The 24709-nt window shown below is 71.4% G+C and carries 20 protein-coding genes and 2 tRNA genes; 12 read left to right on the top strand and 10 right to left on the bottom strand.

Annotated features, from left to right (window positions below; all coding sequences use genetic code 11):
• Positions 1–502: 502 nt before the first annotated feature.
• The gene (locus ACH5AO_RS03790; RefSeq protein WP_398921430.1) at positions 503–2200 is read left to right on the top strand and encodes a putative bifunctional diguanylate cyclase/phosphodiesterase; all 1698 of its coding nucleotides are present in this window, start codon (positions 503–505) and stop codon (positions 2198–2200) included.
• Here ACH5AO_RS03790 and ACH5AO_RS03785 read toward each other — a convergent pair.
• The 3 genes from ACH5AO_RS03785 to ACH5AO_RS03775 all read right to left on the bottom strand — a co-directional run bounded on the left by ACH5AO_RS03785 (position 2176) and on the right by ACH5AO_RS03775 (position 5258).
• Positions 2176–3276: an LLM class flavin-dependent oxidoreductase gene (locus ACH5AO_RS03785; RefSeq protein WP_398921428.1), complete on the bottom strand. Its 1101-nt coding sequence runs from the start codon at positions 3274–3276 to the stop codon at positions 2176–2178. The two genes, ACH5AO_RS03790 and ACH5AO_RS03785, sit on opposite strands and share 25 nt — an antisense overlap.
• Before the next feature lie 347 nt (positions 3277–3623).
• On the bottom strand, positions 3624–4427 hold the full coding sequence (locus ACH5AO_RS03780; protein WP_398921426.1) for a hypothetical protein: 804 nt from the start codon (positions 4425–4427) through the stop codon (positions 3624–3626).
• A 99-nt stretch (positions 4428–4526) separates the two neighbouring features.
• On the bottom strand, positions 4527–5258 hold the full coding sequence (locus ACH5AO_RS03775) for a decarboxylase (RefSeq protein WP_398921424.1): 732 nt from the start codon (positions 5256–5258) through the stop codon (positions 4527–4529).
• Between the two features lie 622 nt (positions 5259–5880).
• On the opposite strand from ACH5AO_RS03775, the gene ehuB reads away from it, so the two are divergent.
• From ehuB to ACH5AO_RS03745, 6 genes are all read left to right on the top strand, one after another.
• Positions 5881–6792 (top strand): ectoine/hydroxyectoine ABC transporter substrate-binding protein EhuB, encoded by a 912-nt coding sequence (gene ehuB / locus ACH5AO_RS03770; protein WP_398921422.1) that lies wholly within the window; start codon positions 5881–5883, stop codon positions 6790–6792.
• Positions 6789–7502 (top strand): ectoine/hydroxyectoine ABC transporter permease subunit EhuC, encoded by a 714-nt coding sequence (gene ehuC / locus ACH5AO_RS03765; protein ID WP_398921420.1) that lies wholly within the window; start codon positions 6789–6791, stop codon positions 7500–7502. The genes ehuB and ehuC overlap by 4 nt, the downstream gene beginning before the upstream one ends.
• Positions 7502–8152 (top strand): ectoine/hydroxyectoine ABC transporter permease subunit EhuD, encoded by a 651-nt coding sequence (gene ehuD / locus ACH5AO_RS03760; RefSeq protein ID WP_398921418.1) that lies wholly within the window; start codon positions 7502–7504, stop codon positions 8150–8152. Before ehuC ends, ehuD begins: the two co-directional genes overlap by 1 nt.
• Entirely contained in the window at positions 8142–8933 is a 792-nt protein-coding gene (gene ehuA, locus ACH5AO_RS03755) for an ectoine/hydroxyectoine ABC transporter ATP-binding protein EhuA (RefSeq protein ID WP_398921416.1), read from the top strand. The genes ehuD and ehuA overlap by 11 nt, the downstream gene beginning before the upstream one ends.
• A 195-nt stretch (positions 8934–9128) precedes the next feature.
• Positions 9129–9887 (top strand): IclR family transcriptional regulator, encoded by a 759-nt coding sequence (locus tag ACH5AO_RS03750; protein ID WP_398921414.1) that lies wholly within the window; start codon positions 9129–9131, stop codon positions 9885–9887.
• A gap of 86 nt (positions 9888–9973) precedes the next feature.
• A tRNA-Lys gene (locus ACH5AO_RS03745) sits at positions 9974–10047 on the top strand.
• A gap of 54 nt (positions 10048–10101) precedes the next feature.
• On the opposite strand, the gene ACH5AO_RS03740 is transcribed toward ACH5AO_RS03745, so the two are convergent.
• The 3 genes from ACH5AO_RS03740 to ACH5AO_RS03730 form a co-directional block, all read right to left on the bottom strand.
• Positions 10102–10707: a lytic polysaccharide monooxygenase gene (locus ACH5AO_RS03740; protein WP_398921413.1), complete on the bottom strand. Its 606-nt coding sequence runs from the start codon at positions 10705–10707 to the stop codon at positions 10102–10104.
• A gap of 125 nt (positions 10708–10832) precedes the next feature.
• A complete protein-coding gene (locus ACH5AO_RS03735) occupies positions 10833–11969 on the bottom strand; it encodes an SPFH domain-containing protein (protein ID WP_398921987.1) in 1137 nt (378 codons plus the stop codon).
• Between the two features lie 252 nt (positions 11970–12221).
• On the bottom strand, positions 12222–13586 hold the full coding sequence (locus ACH5AO_RS03730) for a peptidoglycan-binding protein (RefSeq protein ID WP_398921411.1): 1365 nt from the start codon (positions 13584–13586) through the stop codon (positions 12222–12224).
• Positions 13587–13795: 209 nt separating this feature from the next.
• On the opposite strand from ACH5AO_RS03730, the gene ACH5AO_RS03725 reads away from it, so the two are divergent.
• From ACH5AO_RS03725 to ACH5AO_RS03715, 3 genes are all read left to right on the top strand, one after another.
• Positions 13796–13869 (top strand) — tRNA-Lys (locus ACH5AO_RS03725).
• A gap of 465 nt (positions 13870–14334) precedes the next feature.
• Positions 14335–16344: a glycosyltransferase family 2 protein gene (locus ACH5AO_RS03720; protein WP_398921409.1), complete on the top strand. Its 2010-nt coding sequence runs from the start codon at positions 14335–14337 to the stop codon at positions 16342–16344.
• Positions 16341–18281: a galactose oxidase-like domain-containing protein gene (locus ACH5AO_RS03715; RefSeq protein ID WP_398921407.1), complete on the top strand. Its 1941-nt coding sequence runs from the start codon at positions 16341–16343 to the stop codon at positions 18279–18281. Before ACH5AO_RS03720 ends, ACH5AO_RS03715 begins: the two co-directional genes overlap by 4 nt.
• 90 nt (positions 18282–18371) lie before the next feature.
• On the opposite strand, the gene ACH5AO_RS03710 is transcribed toward ACH5AO_RS03715, so the two are convergent.
• Positions 18372–19397, bottom strand: coding sequence for a glycoside hydrolase family 6 protein (locus ACH5AO_RS03710; RefSeq protein ID WP_398921405.1), 1026 nt, complete (start codon positions 19395–19397; stop codon positions 18372–18374).
• A 283-nt stretch (positions 19398–19680) separates the two neighbouring features.
• Complete coding sequence (locus ACH5AO_RS03705) at positions 19681–20628, bottom strand: NAD-dependent epimerase/dehydratase family protein (RefSeq protein WP_398921403.1); 948 nt, start codon at positions 20626–20628, stop codon at positions 19681–19683.
• A 69-nt stretch (positions 20629–20697) separates the two neighbouring features.
• Here ACH5AO_RS03705 and ACH5AO_RS03700 point away from each other — a divergent pair, with 69 nt between their 5' ends.
• The gene (locus tag ACH5AO_RS03700; protein WP_398921401.1) at positions 20698–21135 is read left to right on the top strand and encodes a MarR family winged helix-turn-helix transcriptional regulator; all 438 of its coding nucleotides are present in this window, start codon (positions 20698–20700) and stop codon (positions 21133–21135) included.
• Between the two features lie 121 nt (positions 21136–21256).
• On the opposite strand, the gene ACH5AO_RS03695 is transcribed toward ACH5AO_RS03700, so the two are convergent.
• Complete coding sequence (locus ACH5AO_RS03695) at positions 21257–21874, bottom strand: class F sortase (protein WP_398921399.1); 618 nt, start codon at positions 21872–21874, stop codon at positions 21257–21259.
• A 90-nt stretch (positions 21875–21964) separates the two neighbouring features.
• Entirely contained in the window at positions 21965–22744 is a 780-nt protein-coding gene (locus ACH5AO_RS03690; protein WP_398921397.1) for an HAD-IIA family hydrolase, read from the bottom strand.
• A gap of 311 nt (positions 22745–23055) precedes the next feature.
• Here ACH5AO_RS03690 and ACH5AO_RS03685 point away from each other — a divergent pair, with 311 nt between their 5' ends.
• Positions 23056–24567, top strand: coding sequence for a PQQ-dependent sugar dehydrogenase (locus tag ACH5AO_RS03685; RefSeq protein ID WP_398921395.1), 1512 nt, complete (start codon positions 23056–23058; stop codon positions 24565–24567).
• Positions 24568–24709 lie beyond the last annotated feature (142 nt).

Below are 24709 nucleotides of genomic sequence, written 5' to 3'. Positions count from 1 at the left end.
TCCGGGAGACGGTTCACGGGACACCGCACCCAGATTGTGGGGACTTGTCGTACCGCGTCATGTCCGGCTGCACCGGACGAGTGAGAAACACGGGTATCCGGGCGGGACCGACATCCCGGACACTCACGGAACGTCACAACTGGTCGGACGTCCGCAGAACCCGTCCCTCCCTGAGCAGAAACGGTCGGGCGGGGATGCGGATCCGTCCTGGAAACCGGACAGTGACTGGAAGGCCCCGACGTGGGCCTCTATGATCGGCACACTTTCCTGAGACTTTCTGCACGGACAGCGATCGAGTGCACTGCGGGAGCGAGCGGTGAGCGGAACGTCCGAAGGGCCGGCGCCCGCGACGGAAATCGACCGGTCGAACGTCACAGAGAGTGAGATCACTACGTCTCCGCGTGCGGAATCCCCGCCCCCGTCGTCCCCCTCCGTCCCCTCGCCCTCCTCCGCCCCACCGCCCCCGTCGTACCGCTCCGTCTTCACGGCCGCGCCGCTCGCCATGGCCGTGGTCGACCGCGCGGGCACGGTGACCGGTGCCAACCCGGCCCTCGCCACCCTGCTGGGCCGCGCCCCGGAGGCCCTGACCGGTGCCGTCGCCGCCGATCTGGTGGACCTGGCCTCCGACGCCCGCGTCCGGCACGCCTACCAGGAACTGCTGCGCGGGGGCCGGGCCGGGCTGAGCTGCACGCGCCGGCTGAAGCACCCGGAGGGGCGCGCGCTGTGGGTGCGGGTGACGGTCACCCCGCTGCCCGCCGGCGACGAGGGGGTGCTGCTGTCGGTCGCTGACATCGGCGACCACCGCGAACTCCAGGCCCAGCTGCGGCACCTGCGGATGCACGACCCGGTGACCCGGCTGCCCAACCGCACCCTGTTCCTCGAACGGCTGACGGCCGCGCTGGACGCGGAGTCGTACGAGGAGGGCGGCACCGGCCGGATCGGGCTGTGCTACCTCGACCTGGACGGGTTCAAGGCCGTCAACGACACCCTGGGCCACCGCGTCGGCGACCAGCTGCTGGCCGCCGTCGCCGGGCGGCTGACGCGCTGCGCGGAGGAGGCGGGCCGGGCCAGGACCGGCACCCCGCTGGTCGCCCGGCTCGGCGGGGACGAGTTCGCGCTGCTGGTCGAGGACTCCACCGGCACCGAGCAGCTCGCCGACCTCGCCGAGTCGCTGCTCGACGCGGTCCAGGCCCCCTTCGACCTCTCCGGGCGCCGGCTGTCGGTCTCCGCGTCGATCGGGGTGGTCGAGCGGCACGCCGCCGGGACCACGCCCACCGCGCTGATGCAGGCCGCCGACACCACGCTGTACTGGGCGAAGGCCGACGGCAAGGCCCGCTGGACGCTGTTCGACCCGGAGCGCAACGCCTCCCGCGTGACCCGCCAGGCCCTCGCCTCCACGCTCCGCCCGGCCATCGACCGGGGCGAGTTCGCGCTGGAGTACCAGCCGCTGGTGGGCATGGAGGACGACCGGGTGCACGGCGTGGAGGCGCTGGTCCGCTGGCACCACCCCCGGTTCGGCACGTTGACGCCGAATCGGTTCATCTCACTGGCGGAGGAGGACGGCTCGATCGTGCCGCTCGGCCGCTGGGTGCTGCGCACCGCCTGCCGGCAGGCCCGCGACTGGCAGGTGGAGCACCCGGACGAACCGCCGATCTTCGTCAGCGTGAACGTGGCGGTCCGTCAGGTCTGGGACTCCGACCTGGTGGCGGACGTCGCCGCCACCCTGGAGGAGACGGGCCTCGCGCCGGAGCTGCTGCAACTGGAGCTGACCGAGTCGGCGGTGATGGGCTCCTCCGGCCGGCCGATCGAGGCCCTGAAGGCGCTCAGCGACATGGGCGTGCGCATCGCCATCGACGACTTCGGCACCGGCTACTCGAACCTGGCCTACCTCAGCCGGCTGCCGGTGTCGGTGCTGAAGCTGGACGGCTCCTTCGTCCGGGGCTTCCAGTACGAGGAGCGCGCCGCCGCCCCGCCGAACCCGGCGGACGAGGTCATCGTCGAGGCGATGGTGCAGCTCGCCCACCGGCTCGGCCTGACGGTCACCGCGGAGTGCGTGGAGACCTCGGCGCAGGCCACGCGGCTGCGCCGGATCGGGTGCGACACCGGTCAGGGGTGGCTGTACTCCCGTCCGGTGTCGCCGGACCGCATCTCCGAACTGCTGGGCACGCCCGGGGTTCAGGCGGGCGTGGGCAACCCGTAGGCATCGGCGATCAGTTCGTAGGAGCGCAGGCGTACGTCGCCGCCGTGGGCGTTGGCGGTGAGCATCAGCTCGTCGGCGCCGGTGCGCTTCCGCAGGTCGTCCAGGCCGGTGCGGACCTCGTCGGGGGTGCCGTGGATGACGTTGGCGTTCCAGGAGTCGACGAACTCCCGCTCCATGGGGCTGAAGTCGTACGCCTCCGCCTCCTCCGGGGTGGGGACGAGGCCGGGACGGCCGGTGCGCAGCCGGACCATGTTGAGCGCGGCGGCCAGCACCTGACGGCGGGCCTCCTTCTCGTCGTCCGTGGCGAGCGCGGAGACGCCGATGAGGGCGTAGGGCGCGTCGAGGACCTCGCTGGGGCGGAAGGTCTCGCGGTACAGGTCCAGGGCGGGGACGGTGTTCTGGGCCGAGAAGTGGTGGGCGAAGGCGAACGGCAGGCCGAGCATGCCGGCCAGCCGGGCGCTGAAGCCGGAGGAACCGAGCAACCAGATCGGGGGGCGGTGCGGGGACTGCACGCCGCCGGGTGACGTCGCCTGCACCGGGCCGGGGACGGCGTGGATGCGGCGGTAGGGGTGGCCGTCGGGGAAGTCGTCGTCGAGGAAGCGGGTGAGCTCGGCGAGCTGCTGGGGGAAGTCGTCGGCGCCCTCGTTCAGCCGGTCGGAGCGGCGCAGGGCGGCCGCGGTGGCGCCGTCGGTGCCGGGGGCGCGGCCGAGGCCGAGGTCGATCCGCCCCGGCGCCATGGCCTCCAGCGTGCCGAACTGCTCGGCGATGACCAGCGGCGCGTGGTTGGGCAGCATCACCCCGCCGGAGCCCAGGCGGATGCGCCCGGTGTGGGCGGCGAGGTGGGCCAGGATCACGGCGGGCGAGGAGGAGGCCACCCCGGGCATGGAGTGGTGCTCGGCGACCCAGTAGCGGTGGAAGCCGCGGGACTCGGTGAGGCGGGCGATGTCCACGCTGGTCCGCAGCGCGTCGGTGGCGGTCCGGCCCGCGCCGACGGTCACCAGGTCCAGCACGGAGAGCGGGACGGGTGCGGTGCCGTGGGCGGTGCCCCGGATCTCCTCTGCGGCGTCTGCGGCCATGGTGGGGTGCCTCCTGTGGGGTGTGACGGTCGCTGCGCGACGTAACAGGAGACGGTCCCCGGTTATTCCCTCCCCCGCTCCGGAACCTCGCGGTGTGCGCGCCCGGCGATCATGCGATACGATCATCTTGTTCACCGAGGGGGTCGCCCCCGACAGTGATCACGCGTTGGTGGTCCAAGGAAAGACGCCCCGCTTCCTGCGGGGAGATGCAGGTGCAAGGCCTGCCCGGCGCTCGACGAGAACCCCGGCCCCGCTCCAACGGGACCGGGGTTCTTCCGTGTCCGCCCCGCGACGCCGTCCCCGCGGGCCGGGGCGGAAGCGCCACCCCGGTCCGCGGCGGGCCCGGATCAGCCGAGCTTGGCCTCCTGCGCCTCGATGACGGCGGTCGGCTGCTCGAACGCCTCGCCCCGGCTGACCGCCGCGATGTTGAAGGACGAGAATCCGGCGAGCGTGGTGCCCTGGCGGAAGACGACGACCTTCGTGTCCGCGGCGGTGCCGTCCAGCTCGGTGCCCACCGTCCAGGCGACCGCGTCCTCGCCGGCCGTGAGCTTCTCCTCGGTGACCTTGGTGACCTGCTGCTTCTCACCGTCGATGGACATGCTGAAGCCCCCGGCGCACTTCTTGCCGGCCTCCCGCAGCGCGGTGAGGGCCTGCTCCGCGCCGTCGGCGTCGTAGGACCGCAGGGAGGTCATCGTCTTGGTGATGTCGAGGGAGTCGAGCATCGCCTCCTCGGCCTCCTTCTCCGTCATCCCCGCGAAGTCCGGCGTGCCCTTCTTCGCCGCCTCGGACTCCTGGGTGACGAGCCGCTGGGCGCTCGCCGCGGGCTTGCCCGTCGGCACGGACGACAGCGCCTGGGCGACGGGCTCGCACTCGGCCCGCTCGACCGAGAGGGTGCCGGGGTCGAAGACGTCGTCCTTGCCCGGCTCGGCGACCTCGTGGTCCTCGAGGTCGGCCGAGGCGATCACGAGCTTCTCCAGTTCGGCGGCGGTCAGCGCCTTGGCCGCCGGAGCGCTCGACGCGGCGTCGCTCTTCGCCGCCCCGTCCCCGCCGCTGCCGCCCTTCTCGTCCCCGCCGCCGCACGCGGTGGCCAGCAGGGCGAGGGCGGCCGCGGAAGCGGTCAGGGCGGTACGGCGGACGACGGTGGTTCTCATGGTGCTCACTCCCTGGTTCCGGCGCCCGGCGCCGGGCGCGGCGCAGGGCTCACGGGAGTGAGACCGCCGTGAGTCGATCAAGGTTGTACCGAAGCGCCCTCAGACCTGGACGATGGGCTCCCGGGTGAACAACGCGCCCAGTTGCGGGGCGTTCACCCGGCGGTCGGCCAGGCGCAGGCCCTCCCAGGCGGTGACCTGGTTGGCGGTGAGGACCGGCTTGCCGAGTTCCTTCTCCAGGGCGGGGATGTGGGCGATCGTGTGCAGGGCCGTGTGCGGCAGCAGCAGCGCGTCCGCGTCCGGGGTGTCGGCCGCGCGGGCCAGGGCGAACAGCTCCTCCTCGCCCCAGGTGCCGACCTCCGCCGCCGTGCCGGTCCCCGAGCCGCGCACCCCGGTCACCTCCGCGCCGCCGGCCCGCAGGAACTCGGCGAAGAGCACGGCCACGTCGTCCGGATAGGCCGCGCCGACGGCGACCCGCCGCGCCCCGATCTCCCGCACCGCGTGCACGAAGGCGAACGACGTCGACGACGCCGGCATGCCCGCCGCCCGGGCGAGGCTGCGCACCTGCTCGTGGGCGCCGTCCCAGCCGTGCACGAAGCTGCCGCTGGTGCAGGCCCACACCACCGCCTCGGCACCCGACAGGCGCAGTTGCTGCAGGCCGGCCGCCAGCCGCTCGGGCGCGCCCATCTGGAGCAGCACGTCCACCCGGTGCGCGTCCTCACCGAGGTCGGTGTGCACCAGGTCCACCCGGATGTCGCTGCCCAGCAACTGCTCGATACGCGGATAGTCGTCCTCTGCGGAGTGGCCCGGGTAGAGGAATCCCAGTGCGGTCATGTCCAGCCTTCCTGCTGCTTCTCTTCCGGCACGTCCGGCGCGTCCGGCACGTCCGGCGGTACGGTCCCGGAGCGCGCCGACGCGGTCCCGGCGTCCGGGTACCCCGTCGGCGCGACGCCGCCCCTCACGGCCACCTGGTTGGCCGAGACGAGTGCTGTACGCGATCCGGCTTCGAGCCGTGGGCCGGCCCGGGCTCTGTAACCCTCCGGTGCCCGGCGTCACCGGGGCGCCCCGGCACGCGTCCAGCTCCACCAAGGCCTCCGGGAGCACGCCGGGGGTGATCGCGGGGGCCGAGGTGCGGCGGACGCGGTGTTGTCGACGGAGGTGGCCGGCGGGCCGGGCTCCCGTGACCGGACGGCGTCCGGGTCCTTCCCGACGGGGCCCGCGGGCGGGGTGCGCGGACCGGGGGTGGCGCAAGGGATTTCCGGACGGCTCCGCGGGTGCGCGGCGCCCGGTCGCCGGGGGTCGGGCCGGGTGGCCGATCCCGCGCCCGACCAGGGAGATTTCGGGGAACCGGGCCGCCCCGCCCCTCGTCGTCCCGCGCCGGTCAAGGCCACCCGGCCGCCGGACGGGACCGAAACCGGCTGGAATAACTCGCATCACTTCGGGTAGCGGCGCCGCCATGGCTCCACCACTGCAACCACTGAGACGATTCCGAGATACCTCCGGTCCCTCACGCCGGTCGCTGCTCGCGGGGGTCGCGGCGCTCGGCGCACTGGGGGCCGCGGGCTGTTCCCGCGTGCCGACGGCGGCCACGGGCGGTGGTGACCTGCTGGACCGGCTGAGGGCGGCGGGGGTCGTCCGCCTGGGCATAGCCGGTGAGATCCCGTTCGGTTACATCGACAGGAACGGCGGTCTGACCGGCGAGGCGCCGGAGCTGGCCAAGGTCATCTTCAAACGGCTCGGGGTCGACCGGGTGCAGCCCGTGCCCACCGAGTTCGGCTCGCTGATACCCGGGCTGAACTCCCAGCAGTTCGACGTCGTGGCGGCCGGGATGTACGTCAATCCCGAGCGCTGCGAGCAGGTCCTCTTCTCCGACCCCGACTACCAGATGCTCGACTCGTTCATCGTGCGCAAGGGCAACCCGATGGGCCTGCACGACTACCGGGACGTCGTCGAGAAGAAGGCGAAGTTCGCCACCGGCACCGGGTACGCGGAGATCGCGTACGCCGTCGAGGCCGGGTACGAGGAGAGCGACATCCTGATCGTCCCCGACCAGGTCGCCGGCCTGAACGCCGTCGAGGCCGGACGCGCCGACGTCTTCGCCGGGACCGCCCTGACCACCCGCGAGGTGGTGAAGAAGTCGGCCAAGGCGGAGGTCACGGAGGCCTTCAAGCCGATCGTCGACGGGAAGCCGCACGTCGACGGCGGCGCCTTCGCCTTCCGGCCGACCGAGACGAAGCTGCGGGACGCCTTCAACGCCGAACTGCGCGAGCTCAAGAAGAGCGGCGAACTGCTCCGCATCCTCAGGCCCTTCGGGTTCACCGAGGACGAGATGACGGATCTGACCGCGAAGGAGCTCTGCGGCGGATGACATCGGGACTCTGGGAACTCGTACTCGACGGCGTCTGGGTGACGGTCCAGCTGCTCGTCCTCAGCGCGCTGCTGGCGGCGGCGGTCTCCTTCGTGGTCGGCGTCGCGCGCACCCACCGGCTGTGGATCGTCCGCTTCCTGGCCGGCTTCTACACCGAGGTGTTCCGCGGGACCTCGGCACTGGTGATGATCTTCTGGGTGTTCTTCGTGCTGCCCCCGGCCTTCGGCTGGCAGCTGGTGCCGCTGTGGGCGGGCACGCTGGCACTCGGCCTGACCTACGGGGCGTACGGCTCGGAGATCGTGCGCGGCGCCCTCGCCGCGGTCGACCCGGCCCAGCGCGAGGGCGGTGTCGCGCTCAGCTTCACGCCCTGGCAGCGGATGAGGCTGATCCTGCTGCCGCAGGCGGTGCCGGAGATGATCCCGCCGTTCTCCAACCTGCTGGTCGAGCTGCTCAAGGGCACCGCCCTGGTGTCGATCATGGGCATGGGCGACCTGGCGTTCAGCGGCAACCTGGTGCGGCTGGCGCTGCAGGAGAGCGCGGAGATCTACACGTACGTCCTGCTGATCTACTTCGTGATCGCCTTCCTGCTGACCCGCCTGATGCGCGGTCTGGAGAAGAAGCTGAAGGCGGGGGTCGGCAAGACCCCGGTCCGTGATCCGGACGTGGAACTGAAGCGGCCCGAGACGACCAACGTGGGGGGTGCCGTCTGATGAAGTGGGACTGGAGCGCGGTCTCCGACTTCATGCCGCACTTCTGGGACGGCCTGCTGGTCACCCTGCAGATCCTGGTCCTGGGTTCGCTGATCTCGTTCGCGCTGGGTCTGGTGTGGGCGCTGCTGATGCGGGCGCCGACGCACTGGGTGACCTGGCCGGTGGGCGGGGTGACGGAGTTCGTCCGCAACACCCCGCTGCTGGTGCAGCTGTTCTTCCTGTTCTACGTGCTGCCCGAGTGGGGGATCACCTTCTCGGCGCTGACCACCGGTGTCTTCGCCATCGGGCTGCACTACTCGACGTACACGATGCAGGTCTACCGCGCGGGCATCGAGGCCGTGCCGGTGGGCCAGTGGGAGGCGGCGACGGCGCTGAACCTGCCGCCGCGCCGGACGTGGACCGCGGTGATCCTGCCGCAGGCCGTGCGCCGGGTGGTGCCCGCGCTCGGCAACTACGTCATCTCGATGCTGAAGGACACGCCGCTGCTGATGGCCATCACCGTGCTGGAGATGCTCGGTGAGGCGCGGCTGTTCTCCCAGGAGAACTTCCAGTTCACCGAGCCCCTGACGGTGATCGGCCTCGCCTTCGTCGTCATCTCCTACCTGGCCTCCCTTGCCCTGCGAGCCCTGGAGCGACGCCTTGTCCACTGACACCCACACCCCGTTCGACAAGAAGCCGGAGAGCACGGCGGGCAACGGCGAGCTGATCCGCCTCGAGCAGGTCACCAAGCGGTTCGGGGACCACACGGTCCTGGACCACCTGGACTTCTCCGTGGACGCCGGCAAGCACGTCACGCTGATCGGTCCGTCCGGTTCGGGCAAGACGACGATCCTGCGGCTACTGATGACGCTGCTGAAGCCGGACGAGGGGACGGTCACCGTCGACGGGGAGCGGCTGTTCCCGGCGCCGGAGAAGCAGGTCCGCGAGGTCCGCAAGAAGATCGGGATGGTGTTCCAGCAGTTCAACCTGTTCCCGAACATGACGGTGCTGCGGAACATCACCGAGGCCCCGGTCACCGTGCTCGGCATGTCCAAGGACGCTGCCGAGGAGCGGGCGCGGGAGCTGCTGGAGATGGTCGGGCTGACCGACCACCTCGACAAGCACCCCGCGCAGCTGTCCGGCGGCCAGCAGCAGCGGGTGGCGATCGCGCGGGCGCTGGCGATGCGGCCGCGGGTGCTGCTGCTGGACGAGGTGACCTCGGCGCTCGACCCGGAGCTGGTCGCGGGCGTGCTGGACGTGCTGCGGGACATCGCCCGCTCCACGGACATCACCATGCTCTGCGTCACCCATGAGATGAACTTCGCCCGGGACATCTCCGACCAGGTGCTGATGTTCGACCAGGGCCGGATCATCGAGGCCGGTCCGCCGGAGGAGATCTTCAGCGAGCCGGAGCACGACCGGACACGGGAATTCCTCAGCGCGGTGCTGTAGCTACGGACCGTGAACGGGGCAATGCCCGAGGTCCACGCCATGGAGCATCCCCCTGGCATGTGCCAGGGGGTCGGCGCCGCAGATGAGAAGGCCGCGTTCTCGTCAACACCCGCTTCCCCAGGGCATCTTGAGGGCTATCGTGGAGGGGATTCGCCGACCGGATTACGGCCCCACGAGCGAGCGCAGGGGGAAACCGTGGCGTTGAGGCACGAGCCGACCGCGCCGTACCACTCGGTCCAGGACGCGCTGCGCGTCCTGGAGACGGTGGCGCGGCACACCGCAGGAGTCACCGAGGCCGAACTCGCCCGCGGGACCGGCCTCGGCACGGAGCGGCTGACCGCGCTCCTGCGGATGCTGCGCCGCGAGGCCTACGTCGCGCAGATCACCGACGGCGCCTACGTCACCGGAGCGGCCTTCGCCCGCCTGGGCGCCGCCGAGGGGCACGAGGAGGCGCTGCGCGAGAAGCTCCAGCGCACCCTGGACCGGCTCCGCGACCGCGTGGGCGCCGCCGTCTACCTCAGCCGGTACGTCGACGGCGAGGTCAGGATCACCCAGTACGCCGACGGCCCGGCCACCCCGAAGGTCAACGAGTGGGTGGACTTCCGTCACTCCGCGCACGCCACCGCGATCGGCAAGAGCCTGCTCACCCAGCTCGACCACAACGGCCGGCGCGACCACCTCGCCCGGCACCGGATGGCCCGGCTCACCTCGCGCACCATCACCAGTGACACGCTGCTGCTCTCCCGGCTGGCGGCGCAGCCGCCCTGCGTGCCCGTCCTCGACCTCCAGGAGTACGCGGTCGGCACGGTCTGCGCGGCCGTCCCGATCACGGCCGGCTCCTCGGCGGGCTGTCTGGCGCTCTCCCTGCCGGTCGCGCACGCCCACCGCCTGCGCCAGGCCGCCGACACCCTCAACCGCAACGCGGCCCCGGTGCTGCTGTCGCTGACGATCTAGGCGATCCGGCGGTGGTGCGGACCACCCCCGGGGACCGGGTATTATTTTTCTCGTCGCCGACCGCGGGAGCGGGAGGCGGGAGTCATGCGCCGCTAGCTCAGTTGGTTAGAGCAGCTGACTCTTAATCAGCGGGTCCGGGGTTCGAGTCCCTGGCGGCGCACCGAGAAGGGCCTCTCGTGGGAGCGAGAGGCCCTTTGACATGCCCGGACGGGGATCAGAACGTGACGTCGGAGCAGGCGTAGAACGCGTTACCCGTGTCGTGGACCGTCCACACCGCGAGGATCACGTGGTGTCCGCTGAGCCCGGACGGCAGCCGGCCGCTGTGCGACAGCGTCTGCGGCGGACGCTGGCCGTTGTAGGGCACGGTGAGGAACGGCGTGAGGTTGAGGTCGGACCGGGACAGGTTGTGGTTCTGGTTCCAGCCCGGTTTCGTGACGTAGTACTTGAAGTCGGTGGTGGCGTGCATGGCCGTGAACTGCCACCGGAAGGTGTAGTTCTGGCCGCCGGACACCCGGGTCGTGGGCCAGGCGCCGCCCGAGGGGGTCTTCGGGCTGTCGAGCTGGGCGAACCGCGTGTTGCCCGCGGAACAGAGCTGCCCGTCGGCGGGGCCCGAGGCGGGGAAGCCCTTCGGGCCCTCGACGCTCTGCGGCTCCCACTGGATGGATCCACAGTTGGCCACCGAGCCGTTCTGGCAGAGCTTCTGCCGGCTGACCGGCAGATCGGTGTAGCCGTGGCCGCTGGCACCACCGGAGGAGAGCACGAGTGCTCCGGTCGTGGCCAGCCCCACCGCGGCTGCGTACATCGTGGTCCTGGTGCGCATGCTGCCGCTCCTGGTGAACGTGGGGGAGTTTTCCTGAGCCGTGCAGGTAGGTCTAGACCAAGTCTGAGATTATGGGCGCAGACTGAGCATGTCCATACCAATCACAGGGTCCGTTCCCCCTGCGTTCACGGGCCCGCCTCCCCCCGTCCCGCGCAGAACGCCACCGTCAGGTCCTTCACCAGCGCCTTGCGTTCGTAGTCGTCCAGCTCCACCAGCCCCCGCGCGGTCAGCAGGGTCACCGTGTCCTCCACCGAGTCCACGACCGCACCGAGCACGCTCGCCCGGTGCCGGGCGTCCAGCGCGGCGATCCGGCGCCGGTGCATCGCGGCGGCCACCTCGGGCGCGTACTCCACCCGGACCGGCCGCACCGCGAACACCTCCACCCCCACCGGCGCGGTGTCCGCCGCCACCAGCCGGGTCAGCGCGTCCTGCGCCGCCTCCACCGCACCCCTGTCCGCGCCCGGCGCCGCCACCGGCACCCGCACCAGTGCCGCCTCGACGCACGCGCGCAGGTACGCCTCGTGGTCCTCGACGCCCAGCGTCGCCCGCGCGGTGTCCCGCACCCGCCACACCACCAGGACGGCCACCCGCAGCGCGACCCCGTCGCGGTCGGCCGCCCGCACCGGTTCACCGCGCCAGTGCCGCAGCCGTACGTCGACCCGGCGGCGCAGCAGCAGCGGGTTGACCCACATCAGCCCGGTCCGCCGGACGGTCCCCCGGTAGCGGCCGAACAGGCCGAGCACCCAGGCCCGCCCGGTCCGCCCGCGGGTCAGCCCGCCGAACCCGAACAGGCCGAGCGCCCCGGCCCCCGCGTACGCCGCCCACTGCGCGGGGCCGAGCCCCGCCGCACCGGCGCGCGCCGCCGGCCCGAGCGCCTCCGCCACCGGCGGCGGCAGCACGCCCGCCCACCACGAGGTGACCGCGCAGCCGGCCGCCCCGCACATCCCGGCGAGCACCCCCACGAGGCCGGGCAGCACCCGGGCGGGCCGCTCCACCAGCTCGGGATCGACCCGCGGAACGGTGGTCGTCGCCCGCCCGCCGGCCGGGCCGCGCGGACGGGGCCCCTCCCCCGTGCCGCGCGCACCCCCGTCCGCCCGGCGGGCGACGACCACCGGGCGCAGCCGCACCGGCGCCGGTTCGGGGGCGTCGCGGAACAGCAGGTGGACGGGGATCTCGGTGGTGGACTCGGTACGGATGAGCCGGGCGGACCGGCCACCCACCACACCACCCACCGGACCACGGTCCGCCGGGGCGCGGTCCACGGGACCGCAGTCCACCAGGTCACGGTCCACCGGACCGCAGTTCACCGGACCGCGATCCACGGAGCCGCGATCCACCGGACCGCCGGACTCGGGGAGGCGTCCGGGGACACGCCCGGGAACGTGTTCGGGGGTGCTCTCGGGGACGGGGGATGCCGTCGTGGTCACGCGTGCCTCCAGCCTCCGCGCCAGATGCGTCGCATCGGTCACTTCGAGGGACGTGGACGCCGAGGAGCACCTCGCGCCCGGGGTGGGTCATGCGAAGAGCCGCCGCCAGGTCTCCGGGCCCGGGTAGCCGTTCGCCGCTCCGCCGCGCCAGCCCTGGGACCGCTGGAAGGCCTCCACGTTGCGGCGGTCGGCCTCGCTCCAGCGCGGTCCCGGCCCCTTCGTGTAGTACCGGCCGAACCCCTTCTTCACCAGTTGCCTCCCGAGCCGCGTGACGTGGTCGTTGACGGCGCCCGGCCGGAACGGCGCCCGGCCCGGATAACCCGGCACCCCGTACGGGGCGTGGGCGGGCGCGGGTGGCGGGGCGGACGAGGCGAACGATCCGGAAGCGGAATCTCCGCTTGGGATCTCCCGGCCCTCTCCGGACACCAGCAGCTCCCAGGTCAGCGGCCCCGGCAGCCCGTCCGCCGCCGCGCCCCGCCACCCCTGGGCCTCCTGGAACGCCCGGGTCGCCCTGCGGTCCGCCTCCGTCCAGCGCGGTCCGGGAGGGGCGGGGTAGAAGCGTCCGGCGCCGCGGGCGACGAGCATCCGGCCGAGTTCGGCGACGTACTCGTTCTCCGCGCCGGGGCCGAAATACGCCGCTCCGGGGAACGGCGTCCGGACCTCCGGGAGGGGCGCGGGGAGGGACGCTCCCGCCCCCGCCGCGCCGTCGCGCACCCCTTTGTAGCGGTACGGGACATAGCGCGCGGAGTTCCTCCAGTAGGCGTACGGGGTGGTTCTGCGGAGGGTGTGCGGCGCGGTCTGTTCGTAGGCGACGTATCGGGACCGGTCGCTGTTCGTCCAGCCACCGAAAAGGACCACATGGGATCCGCCGTAGGGGTCGGCCGCATTGTGGAACAACAGCGCGTCACCCGGCTGGAGTTCGTCCTTGGTGATTCTCTCGGCGTATTTCCCGAGGCTTCCGGTCCATTCGTTCCCGGGAAGTCGCCAGGCCATCGAGACATAACCCGAACAGTCCTGCCGGTAACCGTCGGACCAGTACGAGGACACGCCGTACGGAACCTTCCGGGCGACCCAGTCGCGGGCCCGCTCGACGATGTCCGCGCGGGTGATCGCGCGCACCCGCGCGGGATCCGCGGGGCCCGCGAACGGGGCCACCCGGCCGCCGGGACCGTACAGCGGAGCTCGCCCTCCTTGCGGGGTATCTGACCTCTCACCTGCGGGAACGTCCCGATCGGCGGGACGCGGGGGCTGGGGGGCGGCGACCGCGGGGGCGCCGGGCGCGGCGATCACGGCGGAGGTCACGGCGGCCGCGACGAGAGCGGTCCGGCGCGCCGCCGGATGGCCCGGGAAACGGCCGGCCCGGGAATGCGGGAGCACCCGCCGCCAGTGCGCGCAGCCGGGACAGTCGCAGTCGTCCGCCGGATCGATCTCCTCGAATACCGGAGACTCCATGCGATTCCCCTCACACTCCCGCTCGATTTCGCCACGTCCGTGCACGACGGTCATTTTCGCAACTGTCGTCCGCACACGCATGCTGACGGTCCGAACGATGTACGGGTGGTGGACCGGGACCGTACCGGGCGGTGGACCGCGGGTGGCGGCCGGGCGGCCCGTGGTCAAAAGCACCCGGCGGTGTCCTGTAGAGTTAACGACGTCAGCGCGCGCCGCTAGCTCAGTTGGTTAGAGCAGCTGACTCTTAATCAGCGGGTCCGGGGTTCGAGTCCCTGGCGGCGCACCGACCCGACGGGCTCCTCGTGCATGCGAGGGGCCCGTCGGTTTTTGGCCGGATACCTTCTCGCGACTGTTGAACGCAGCACACTCGGCGCACGTATGCAACACCGGCCCCACGACTCTCCCTCAGCGGTCACAATGGTCCCGTATGACCGGTGAACACCACGTTTCACATCTTGCGATCATGCTGGGCACCGTAGAACCTGGGTTCTTCACGTTGCTGCGGATTCGCGGCGGTTGGGGGGCAAGAAACCGGTTGTCGGTGATACGGGGCAAGGGTCCCGCATCATGAAGCGGTGCCGAGGGGGGCATCATGCAACCGGAACAGCGTTGTGCCGTGTCTATAAGGTGTGGCTGACGCGGTGACAGCAGTCAATCACCGAGACGCCCGTGACGGTCGAGGGTGCCGGAGCGGACGTGAGGAAGCGACGAAACACGCGGTGACCGCCGCGTGTCGGGGGGATGACTCATGACGTCGACGCCGACGGGCGCCGGTAGGGACGACGATCCGTCCCGGACCACCCAGCTCAGGGTGCCTCCGCACCGGAACTGGAACACGGGTGCGTTCCGCCGGATCAAGAAGACGCTGCCGCGATACGACTACGAGCACTACAGCCGGCTCGCGGGCCCCCTCACCCAGCCCGATCCGAACAGACCGTACAAGGTGCAGTACCGCTCGCTGATCTCGCAGGAGCCGCACCGCATCCGGATCGCGTTGATGCTGGCCGCGGCCCCGGTGCTGTCGCTGGTGCTGCTGGTGTGGCTGCTGCAGCCCTCGCACTGGACCGAGCGGGACTACGTGGAGTTCGAGTGGCTGCCGGCCCTCGACATCGTCATGCTCGTCTCGATCGGCCTGATCGAGTTCTTCCGCTGCATGAACGTGCTGTCGAACGCGCACGCCACGCTGGTCGCCCGCGACCCGGTCCCGGTGGTGCCCGAGAGCGGCACCCGGGTCGCCTTCCTCACCTCCTTCGTGCCCGGCAAGGAGCCGCTGGAGATGGTGACGAAGACCCTGGAGGCGGCGGTGAAGATCCGTCACCGGGGCCTGATGCACGTCTGGCTGCTCGACGAGGGCGACGACCCGGAGGTGAAGGAGGTCTGCGCACGCCTGGGCGTGCACCACTTCTCCCGCAAGGGCGTCGCGAAGTGGAACCAGCCCAAGGGCGCGCACCGCGCGAAGACCAAGCACGGCAACTACAACGCCTGGCTGGACGCGCACGGCGACGACTACGACTACTTCGCCTCGGTCGACACCGACCACGTGCCGCTGCCGAACTACCTGGAGCGGATGCTCGGCTTCTTCCGCGACCCGGACGTCGGCTTCGTCATCGGCCCCCAGGTGTACGGCAATTACGACAACTTCGTCACCAAGGCCGCCGAGTCCCAGCAGTTCCTCTTCCACGCGCTGATCCAGCGCGCCGGCAACCGCTACGGCTCGCCGATGTTCGTGGGCACCTCCAACGCCGTGCGCATCAAGGCGCTCAAGCAGATCGGCGGCCTGTACGACTCGATCACCGAGGACATGGCGACCGGCTTCGAGATGCACCGCCACAAGAACCCGGCGACGGGCCGGAAGTGGCGCTCGGTCTACACCCCGGACGTGCTCGCGGTCGGCGAGGGCCCCAACGCCTGGACCGACTTCTTCACCCAGCAGATGCGCTGGTCGCGCGGTACGTACGAGACGATCATCGGGCAGTACTGGAAGGGCTTCTACTCGCTCCCGCCGAGCAAGCTCTTCAACTACACCATGATGATCATCTTCTATCCGATGTCGGCCCTGAACTGGATCCTGGCGGCGGTCAGTTGCGCGCTGTTCCTGGGCCTGGGCGCCTCGGGTGTGAACATCGACCCGGTGGTCTGGCTGATGCTCTACGGCAACGCCTCCGCCCTGCAGATCGGCCTCTACGTCTGGAACCGCCGGCACAACGTCTCGCCGCACGAGCCGGAGGGCTCCGGCGGTGTGGCCGGCATGGTGATGTCCGCGCTGTCGGCGCCGCTGTACGCGAAGGCGCTGATCGACTCCGTGCTCCGCAAGAAGAGCAAGTTCGTGGTCACCCCCAAGGGTGATTCGGCCAGCCCGGACACCTGGTTCGGCACCTTCCGGTACCACTGGTACTTCATCCTGATCTTCGCCGGTTCCATCGCCGCGGGCTTCGTCTACGGGCACTCGCACCCGGCGATGGTGATCTGGGCGACCTTCGCCCTGCTGATCACCGCCGCGCCGATGTTCGCCTGGCGGCACGGCATGCGGCAGGACCGGAAGAAGCCCGGCGGCCACGCCTCCGGCGGGCGGCCGGACGACGCCGGGGCGCCCCGCGCGCAGCAGCCGCCGCCGATGCCGCAGCAACAGCGGCACGCCCCGCAGGACCGGCCCACCTGGGCCCCCTCGCACGGCGGCCCCGCGGGCACCGGGGAGGCACCCGGAGACGACCAGACCATGCAGATCGCCCTTGGTGGACTTGGGGGACGTAAGGAATGAAGGACCGTGCAGGCCGCCGTCGGGCCCGTCGGATCGCGATAGGCACGGCGGTGGTGCTGGCGCTGGCCGGGATGAACGGGCCGTGGCTGTACCGCTTCGGCACCGAGAAGTACCACCAGTACAAGATCGACCAGCCCGAGTACAAGGCCGCGAACGGCAAGTGGGAGATCGTCGAGTTCCCCGAGGAGTACCGGCAGAACACCATTCACGCGGCGCTGCTGCGCACCGGCAAGGTGCTGCTCGTCGCGGGGTCCGGCAACGACCAGGACAACTTCGACGCGAAGAAGTACGACACCCGGATCTGGGACCCCGTCAAGAAGACCATCAAGAAGGTGCCGACGCCCACCGACCTGTTCTGCACCGGCCACACCCAGCTCGCCAACGGCAACCTGCTGATCGCGGGCGGCACCAAGCGGTACGAGAAGCTCAAGGGTGACGTGAAGAAGGCCGGCGGCCTGATGCTCGTCCACAACGAGAACCCGGACAAGCCGATCACCCTGCCCGCCGGCACGAAGTTCACCGGCAAGGAGAACGGCAAGACCTTCGTCTCGAAGGACCCGGTGCTCGTCCCGCGCGCCAAGAAGAACTTCGACCCGGACACCGGCGAGTTCCTGGGCAACACCCCGGGCGTGGGCCGCATCTACGTCGAGGCGCAGAAGGAAGGCGCCGCGTACGAGACCGGCACCCAGGACAACTACCGGGTGCACGGCCTGACCGGCGTCGACGCCCGCAACACGTACGGCATCGCGGAGAAACTCGCCCTGGACAAGAAGGACTTCCAGGGCATCGACGACGCCTTCGAGTTCGACCCGGTCGCCGAGAAGTACATCAAGGTCGACCCGATGAAGGAGTCCCGCTGGTACCCGACGCTCACCACCCTGAGCGACGGGAGGATCCTCAGCGTCTCCGGCCTCGACGACATCGGCCAGCTGGTCCCGGGCAAGAACGAGGTCTACGACCCCAAGACCAAGAAGTGGGCCTACACCGACGAGGTCCGCCAGTTCCCGACGTACCCGGCGCTGTTCCTGATGCAGAACGGCAAGGTCTTCTACTCGGGCTCCAACGCCGGCTACGGACCGGACGACGTGGGCCGCGACCCGGGCGTCTGGGACGTGGAGACCAACAAGTTCACCAAGATCCCCGGGCTGAGCGACCCGAACATGATGGAGACGTCCGGCACGGTGCTGCTGCCGCCCGCGCAGGACGAGAAGTACATGGTGATCGGCGGCGGCGGGGTCGGCGAGTCCCGGTTGTCCAGCGAGAAGACCCGCATCGTCGACCTCAAGGCCGACGACCCGGAGTTCGTCGACGGCCCCTCACTGGACAAGGGCACCCGCTACCCGCAGGCGTCGGTCCTGCCGAACGACGAGGTGCTGGTCACCGGCGGCTCGGAGGACTACCGGGGCCGCGGCGACTCCGACATCCTCGAGGCGCGGCTCTACGACACGGAGAAGAACGAGTTCAGACGGGTCGCCGACCCGCTGGTGGGCCGCAACTACCACTCGGGCTCGATCCTGCTGCCCGACGGCCGCGTGATGGTCTTCGGCTCCGACTCGCTCTACGCCGACAAGGCCAACACCAAGCCGGGCGAGTTCGAGCAGCGCATCGAGATCTACACGCCGCCGTACCTGTACGGCGACGACGAGCGGCCCGAGCTGTCGGGCGGGCCGGAGAGCATCGCCCGCGGCGAGTCCGGCACGTTCACCTCCGCGGACGCGGCGTCGGTCAAAAGCGTGCGGCTGATCCGGCCGAGTGCGTCCACGCACGTCACGGACGTGGACCAGCGGTCGATCGCGCTGGACTTCAAGGCCGACGGGGACGAGATCACCGTGACGGTGCCGGAGAACGGGAACCTGGTCCAGTCCGGGTGGTACATGCTGTTCGTCAACGACGGTGACGGGACGCCCAGCAAGGCGCGGTGGGTGCGGGTGCCGTAGCGCCGCGCGGCTCGGCCGTCTCTTCGTCCGCGTGCCCGTCGTGGCCGGTCGCGCAGTTCCCCGCGCCCCTTGGGCACGGGGAACTCGCCGTCACTCAGCCCCTTCGGCCAGTTTCAGGGCGTACTCGGGCCACCACTCGCCGGCCTTCGGGCCGCCCTTGCACTCGCCGTCCGACTCCCCCGGGCGCTTGACCCACAGGTAGGCGTCGACCAGGGGGTCGGCCGTCTTCGTCGTCGGGGTCTCGCCGAGGGCGCGGCCGGGCGGGTTGCACCAGCGTTCGTCCGCGGCGCCCTCGGTGTAGGGGCCGTTGCCGTTGCGGCTGGTGTCGATGACGAAGGGCTTGCCGCCGATCTTGGCGGAGAGTTGCTTGCCGTAGGCGATGGAGTCCTCGGTGGAGTAGAAGTTGGAGACGTTCACCGAGAAACCGTCGGCCTGGTCGATGCCCGCCCGCTTCAGCGGCTCGTGGATCTGGTCGGGGTCGCCCCAGCCGGCGTTGCCCGCGTCCAGGTAGACCTTGGTGTTCTTCAGTCCCTTCAGTGTGGTGACGGCGCCCTTGAGGAGGTCGTAGCGCTCCTCGTGGAACTGGCCCGGGGTGCAGCCGTCCACCAGGTGCAGCACCGCGTCGGGTTCCAGGATCACGGTCGCCGGGCGGTCCCCGATGCCCCGGGCGACGTCGTCGACGAAGGCGCGGTAGGCGTTGCCGTCGGCGGCGCCGCCCTGCGAGTACTGGCCGCAGTCGCGGTGCGGGATGTTGTAGAGGACCAGCAGCGCGGTGCGGCCCGCGTCGTCCGCGCCCTCGGTGAAGCCGCGCGTCTGCTCCTCGGGGTTCTCCGGGTTGATCCACTCGGCGACGGGCTGCTGGGCGATCCTGCGGATCCGGTCGGCCTCCGCCTTCTTGCCGTCCTCCGCCAGCCGGGCCACCTGCCGTGCGGCGGTGCCGTCCGGGTTGACCCAGAACGGGGCGGATTCCTTCGGCTGCTGCGTGATCTTCGTGCCGGCGTCCGGCTCGTCCCCCTTGTCGTCCGAGGAACACCCGGTCATCAGCAGCGCCGCCCCCAGCACCACCGCGGACGCGCGCCCCCCGACGAACGCCCCGACCCCCCTGCTGCCGTACATCAAGCCCCCCTTGGGTGCACTTGTTCCATGTGCTCCGAGCCCCAATCCTGACATACGTCCCGTGACGCCCACGAGGCCGAACACCGGCTTGTCCGCCGTCTGTTACAGCCCGGTGGCACGGGCGCGGCCGGCCGTGCGGCACGGGCCGGCGGCGGGCGTCACCTGCGGTGATCACCGGCCGCGGCCGGACGGGGACGTGGTTCAGGGGCCCGCCGGCCCGCCGTCTCGTCCCCCTCGGGGCGGGGCCGGGGACGGTGGCCGTGCCGCGCGGCCGCCCCGGGTGTCACCGCTCGTTTCCGGCACGGAGCCAGGCGAGGTAGTCGGCGGCAGCGGCGGCGGTGTCGTACCGGGGCTCGAAGCCGGTGTCCTCGCGCAGTCGTGTGATGTCGAGCCAGCTCACGGGCCGCGCCGTGCCCGAGGGCAGTTCCCACCGGAAGCCGGGCTCGACGGACTCGAGCGCGGTGACGACGTCGGCGTTGCTGGTGGCCCGGCCGGAGGCGACGTTGTACGTCGAGTGGCGCAGCTCGTCGGCGAGCTGCAGGAGGGCGAGCGCGCGGCCGGTGTCCTTGACGTAGAGCAGGTCGAGCGCGTCCTCGGCGTGCGGCGGCGCCATGAGCCCCGTCAGGTCGGGCTCGGTCAGCCGCGCGGCGGCGTGTGCGAGCGACGGGGCGGCGAAGAACGGGTCGGGCAGGTGTCCGCCCGGACCCCAGGTGCCGGAGATGCGCGCGTTGACGACGCTCACGCCGGTCACGTCCGACAGGTGGCCGGCGAGCAGTTCGTTGATCTTCTTGAACACCGGGATGACGTGGGAGTACGCCAGGGAGAGCGGCATGTCCTCGGTGAGCGCGCCCTCGGACGCGGTGCCGCCGTAGACGCCGATGGTGCTCGCGGTGACGACGCGGCGCACCCCCCAGGCCTGCGCGGCGCGGCCGATGTTGAGGAACGCGTCGAGTGCCCGTCCGGCCGCGCCGATCGGGTCGTCGTCCGTCACCGGCCAGGGCAGGGCGACGGCGAGGTGCACGATCCCGGTGATCGGGTACTTCCGCCCGACGGCGAGCAGGGTGTCGAGGTCGGCGACGTCGCCCTGGACGACGTGCACGGGCAGGTCCGCGAGAGGGGGCGGGACCTGCGGGCTGCGGCGCTGGAGGAGGACGCACTCCTCACCCGCTTCGGTGAGCGCGCGGACGGTGTGGGTGCCGATGAAGCCGGCCCCTCCGGTGACGAGGATCATGACGATACCTTTCGACGCTTCGCTGATTATCAGTGTTACTGACGATCAGCCTAAGCGTAAGATGGCCGCATGTCCACCGAAGCGAGCGCCTCCGCCGATCCGCACGACGTCCTGGGGTATCTCCTCAAGCACGCGACCTCGAAGTTCACGGTGATGACGGACGCGGCGCTCGAACCGCTGGGGATCGACAGCAAGGACTTCGGGGCGCTGCGCGTGCTGGCCCACCGCGAACCGACGTCGCAGCTCCAGGTGGCGCAGACGCTCGGCATCGACCGCACCACGATGGTGGCGCTGCTCGACGTGCTCGAACGCAAGGGAATCGTCACGCGGCGGCCGGATCCGGCGGACCGGCGCAGGAACGTGGTCGAGCTCACCGAGGACGGGGAGCGCACCTACGACGCCGCGCGGAAGGCGTACGAGGAGACCGAGAGCGCGTTCCTCGCGGTGGTCGGCCCGGACGAGGCCGGCCGGCTCCGCAGCACGTTGCGGGCCCTGCTGGAGGCCTGAGCCGGGCGCGTACGGCAGGGGGCCCGGCGGCCGCCTCACCGCCGCTCGAGTCGCGGCGGGGAAGCGGGACCGGCGCGCGCGTTCCTCTGCGGCCGCCGGTGGGGGCGGGTGCGTACGGGGCTCAGGGTGCCGTCCTCGTCCCGGTCAGGTACGCCGAGACGAGCACGTCGGCCGTGCGGGCGCCGTCGGCGCGGGCCAGCAGCCGGAGTTCGGCCCGTCCGGCAGGGCCCGGCCGCTCGTGGACCCGCTGCACGCCGGGCCGTTCGGCGGTGACGACCCGGACGTCCTCCACGGTGAACTCGGCGGTCGGGGCGTCCGCGCGCCGCACCTGGAGCGTCAGGCCGGGCCGGAGCGCCTCCACGTCCGACGGCGGGACGGGTGCCGCCATCAGCGCGGTGCCGGCCTCGCCCGGCGTCACCCCGTCCGCGGACCAGACGGCCGTGTCCGGCCCCTCACGTCCGGCGGCCACCGGCAGCCGCAGGCCGAGGGCGGGGATGTGCAGGCGCGTCGGCTCCGCGGCGGGCAGCGGACTGTGCGCGGGCGGCAGTTCGCCCCTGGGCGGCCGTCCGGCCGCCGCCATGTCGCCGGTCACGGTCCCGGACGTCCCGGAGGGCGCGCCGGTCCGCCCGCCGCCCCACAGCCACAGCCCGAGCAGCAGCACCACCCAGGCCACACCGGCGAGCAGTCGCCCGGCGCCGGACGGGAAGCCCGTACGGGGAGTGTTGCGCGGGGAACCCATCGTGCACCTCCAGACATGTGGAGGGTCCCGCGCGGGTCCCGGCACCGCATCCCCGCGGCCGCGGCGACTGCTCCGTACGGGTGAACGGCGTCAGATCAGGTCGACGAGGTCCGCGATGGAGTCCACGACCTTGGACGGACGGTACGGCCAGTTCTCCACCTGCTCGGTCCGGGTCAGCCCGGTGAGCACCAGGAAGGTCTGCATCCCGGCCTCGATGCCGGCCAGCACGTCGGTGTCCATCCGGTCGCCGATCATCGCGCTGCTCTCGGAGTGGGCCCCGATGGTGTTGAGGCCGGTGCGCATCATCAGCGGGTTCGGCTTGCCCGCGAAGTAGGGCTGTTTGCCGGTCGCCTTGGTGATGAGCGCGGCCACCGCGCCGGTCGCCGGGAGCGGGCCCTCGGTGGAGGGGCCGGTCTCGTCGGGGTTGGTGCAGATGAAGCGGGCGCCGTCGTTGATCAGGCGGACCGCCTTCGTCATGGCCTCGAAGGAATAGGTCCGGGTCTCCCCGAGGACCACGTAGTCGGGCTCGTGGTCGGTGAGGATGTAGCCGATGTCGTGCAGCGCGGTGGTCAGTCCCGCCTCGCCGATGACGTACGCCGAGCCGTTCGGGCGCTGGTCGTCCAGGAACTTGGCGGTGGCGAGGGCGGAGGTCCAGATGTTCTCGATCGGCACCTCCAGGCCCATGCGGCGCAGCCGGGCGTGCAGGTCGCGCCCGGTGTAGATCGAGTTGTTGGTGAGGACCAGGAAGGGCTTCCCGGAGTCGCGCAGCTTCTTGATGAAGGCGTCGGCGCCGGGGATCGGTACGCCCTCGTGGATCAGCACCCCGTCCATGTCGGTGAGCCACGATTCGATCGGCTTGCGGTCTGCCATGTGCGGGATCTCCTGCCGTACGCGGTCCTGCGTGCGCCCCAGCCTAAACAGGCCGGGATCTTGAGGGAATGCCGGATACGGCTCGGCCTCGCGGGCGGACGGGCGGTCCGGGGCGGCGGGGCGAGGGGCGGTGTTCGCGCCAGACGGCGCGAAAGTGGCGCGAACACGTGTTGCCGCTGTGTCGTGTGCGTCGCAGCCTGAGGTGGCGGGAGCGCTCCCACGACCTCCTGTGCCCCCACAGCCCCGTTCACCGGCCGTCGACAGCACACGGAAAGAAGGAGATCGTGGCTTGTCATATGCATGCCCTTAGGGTGCGGTTCCGTCTGGCGTTCGTCCTGTGCGCGCTGCTCGCGGTGCTGCCGGCCCTCGTCCCGTCCGCCACCGCGGCCACGGAGAAGGAGGAGGGCGCGTCCGCCGTCCCCCTGCCCTCGCTCAGCGCGACCACCACCCAGGTCGCCTCCGGGCTCAGACGGCCCACCGCCGTCGTCGCCCCCGACGACGGCACGGACCGGCTGTTCATCACCGAGAAGTCCGGCACCGTCCGCGTCTACCACCCGGACACCGGCCTGGAGCGGACCCCGCTGATCGACATCACCGCCTCCGTCGACGAGTCGGGCAACGAGCGCGGTCTGCTCGGCATCGCCCTGCCGTCCGACTTCGCCGACAGCCAGGACCTGTACCTGGCGTACACGGCGCTGCCCGACGGCGCGGTCACCCTCGCCCGCTACCGGCTCGACGACTCCCGCCTGGAACCCCTGCTCTCCCAGGAGCACGCCGAGTACAGCAACCACAACGGCGGCCAGCTCGCCTTCGGCCCCGACGGCCACCTGTACTGGAGCATCGGCGACGGCGGCGGCTCCGGGGACCCCTTCAAGTCGGGGCAGCGGCTGGACACCCTGCTGGGCAAGATCATGCGGATCGACGTGAGCCGCGCGTGCGCCCCGCTCGCGTACTGCGTCCCCTCCGACAACCCCTTCGTGGACACGCCCGGCGCCCGCGCGGAGATCTGGCTGTACGGGCTGCGCAACCCGTGGCGGTTCTCCTTCGACCGGGCCGACGGCTCGATGTGGATCGGCGACGTCGGCCAGGGCCACTGGGAGGAGATCGACCACCTCGCCCCAGGCCGAGGCGGACTGAACCTCGGCTGGTCCTGCTACGAGGGCCTGGAGGAGTTCACGGACGGGGACTGCCGGCCCGGCGAGGAGTACACCGAGCCGGTCTTCACCTACTCCCCCTACACCGGCGGCTGTTCGGTCATCGGCGGCCACGTGTACCGGGGCCGGCAGTACGCCGACCTGGTGGGCGGCACGTACATCGCCACCGACTACTGCTCCTCCACGGTGTGGGCGCTGCGGCCCGACGGGCGGGGCGGTTACGAGCAGGCCGAGATCGGCAGGACGCCCACGCAGGTGACGTCGGTCGGCACGACCGTCGACGGGGAGTTCTACATGGTCAACGACCTGCCCGGCGGTCTGCACAAGGTGTCCTTCGCGCGGGAGGAACCCACCTGCCGGGTGGACCGTACGGTGAGGGCCTGGGGCACCGGCATGACGGTCGACCTCACCGTCACCAACACCGGCGGCACCCCGGTGAACGGCTGGAGCCTGGAGTTCCCGCTGACCCTCGACCAGACGATCGTCTCCGACTGGAACACGGACCTGACCCAGTTGAGCAATGTGGTCAGGGCGTCCGACGCCGCGCACAACGCCACGATCGCGCCGGGCGCGAGCATCACCCTGGGCTATCTGGCGGAACACACGGGCGACACGACGGCGCCCCCGCGGTTCACGCTGAACGGCGACGCCTGCGCGGTGGGCCGCTGACGCGCCACGACCACGCCCGCGCGACCACGGCAACCGCGTCTGCGCAGCCGCGGGTGATCGTGCCTCCCCAGTGCCTCAAGGGCCTGGGGAGGCACCTCGCGAACGCCGGTGAGGGTGAACCTCCGTCCGCCGGCCACGCCAC

It is taken from the genome of Streptomyces sp. NPDC018964 (genome assembly GCF_044390325.1).
Classification (GTDB): Bacteria; Actinomycetota; Actinomycetes; order Streptomycetales; family Streptomycetaceae; genus Streptomyces.
The sequence above is the reverse complement of the archived record's forward strand: the minus strand, read 5'-3'. Positions and strand labels throughout refer to the sequence as shown.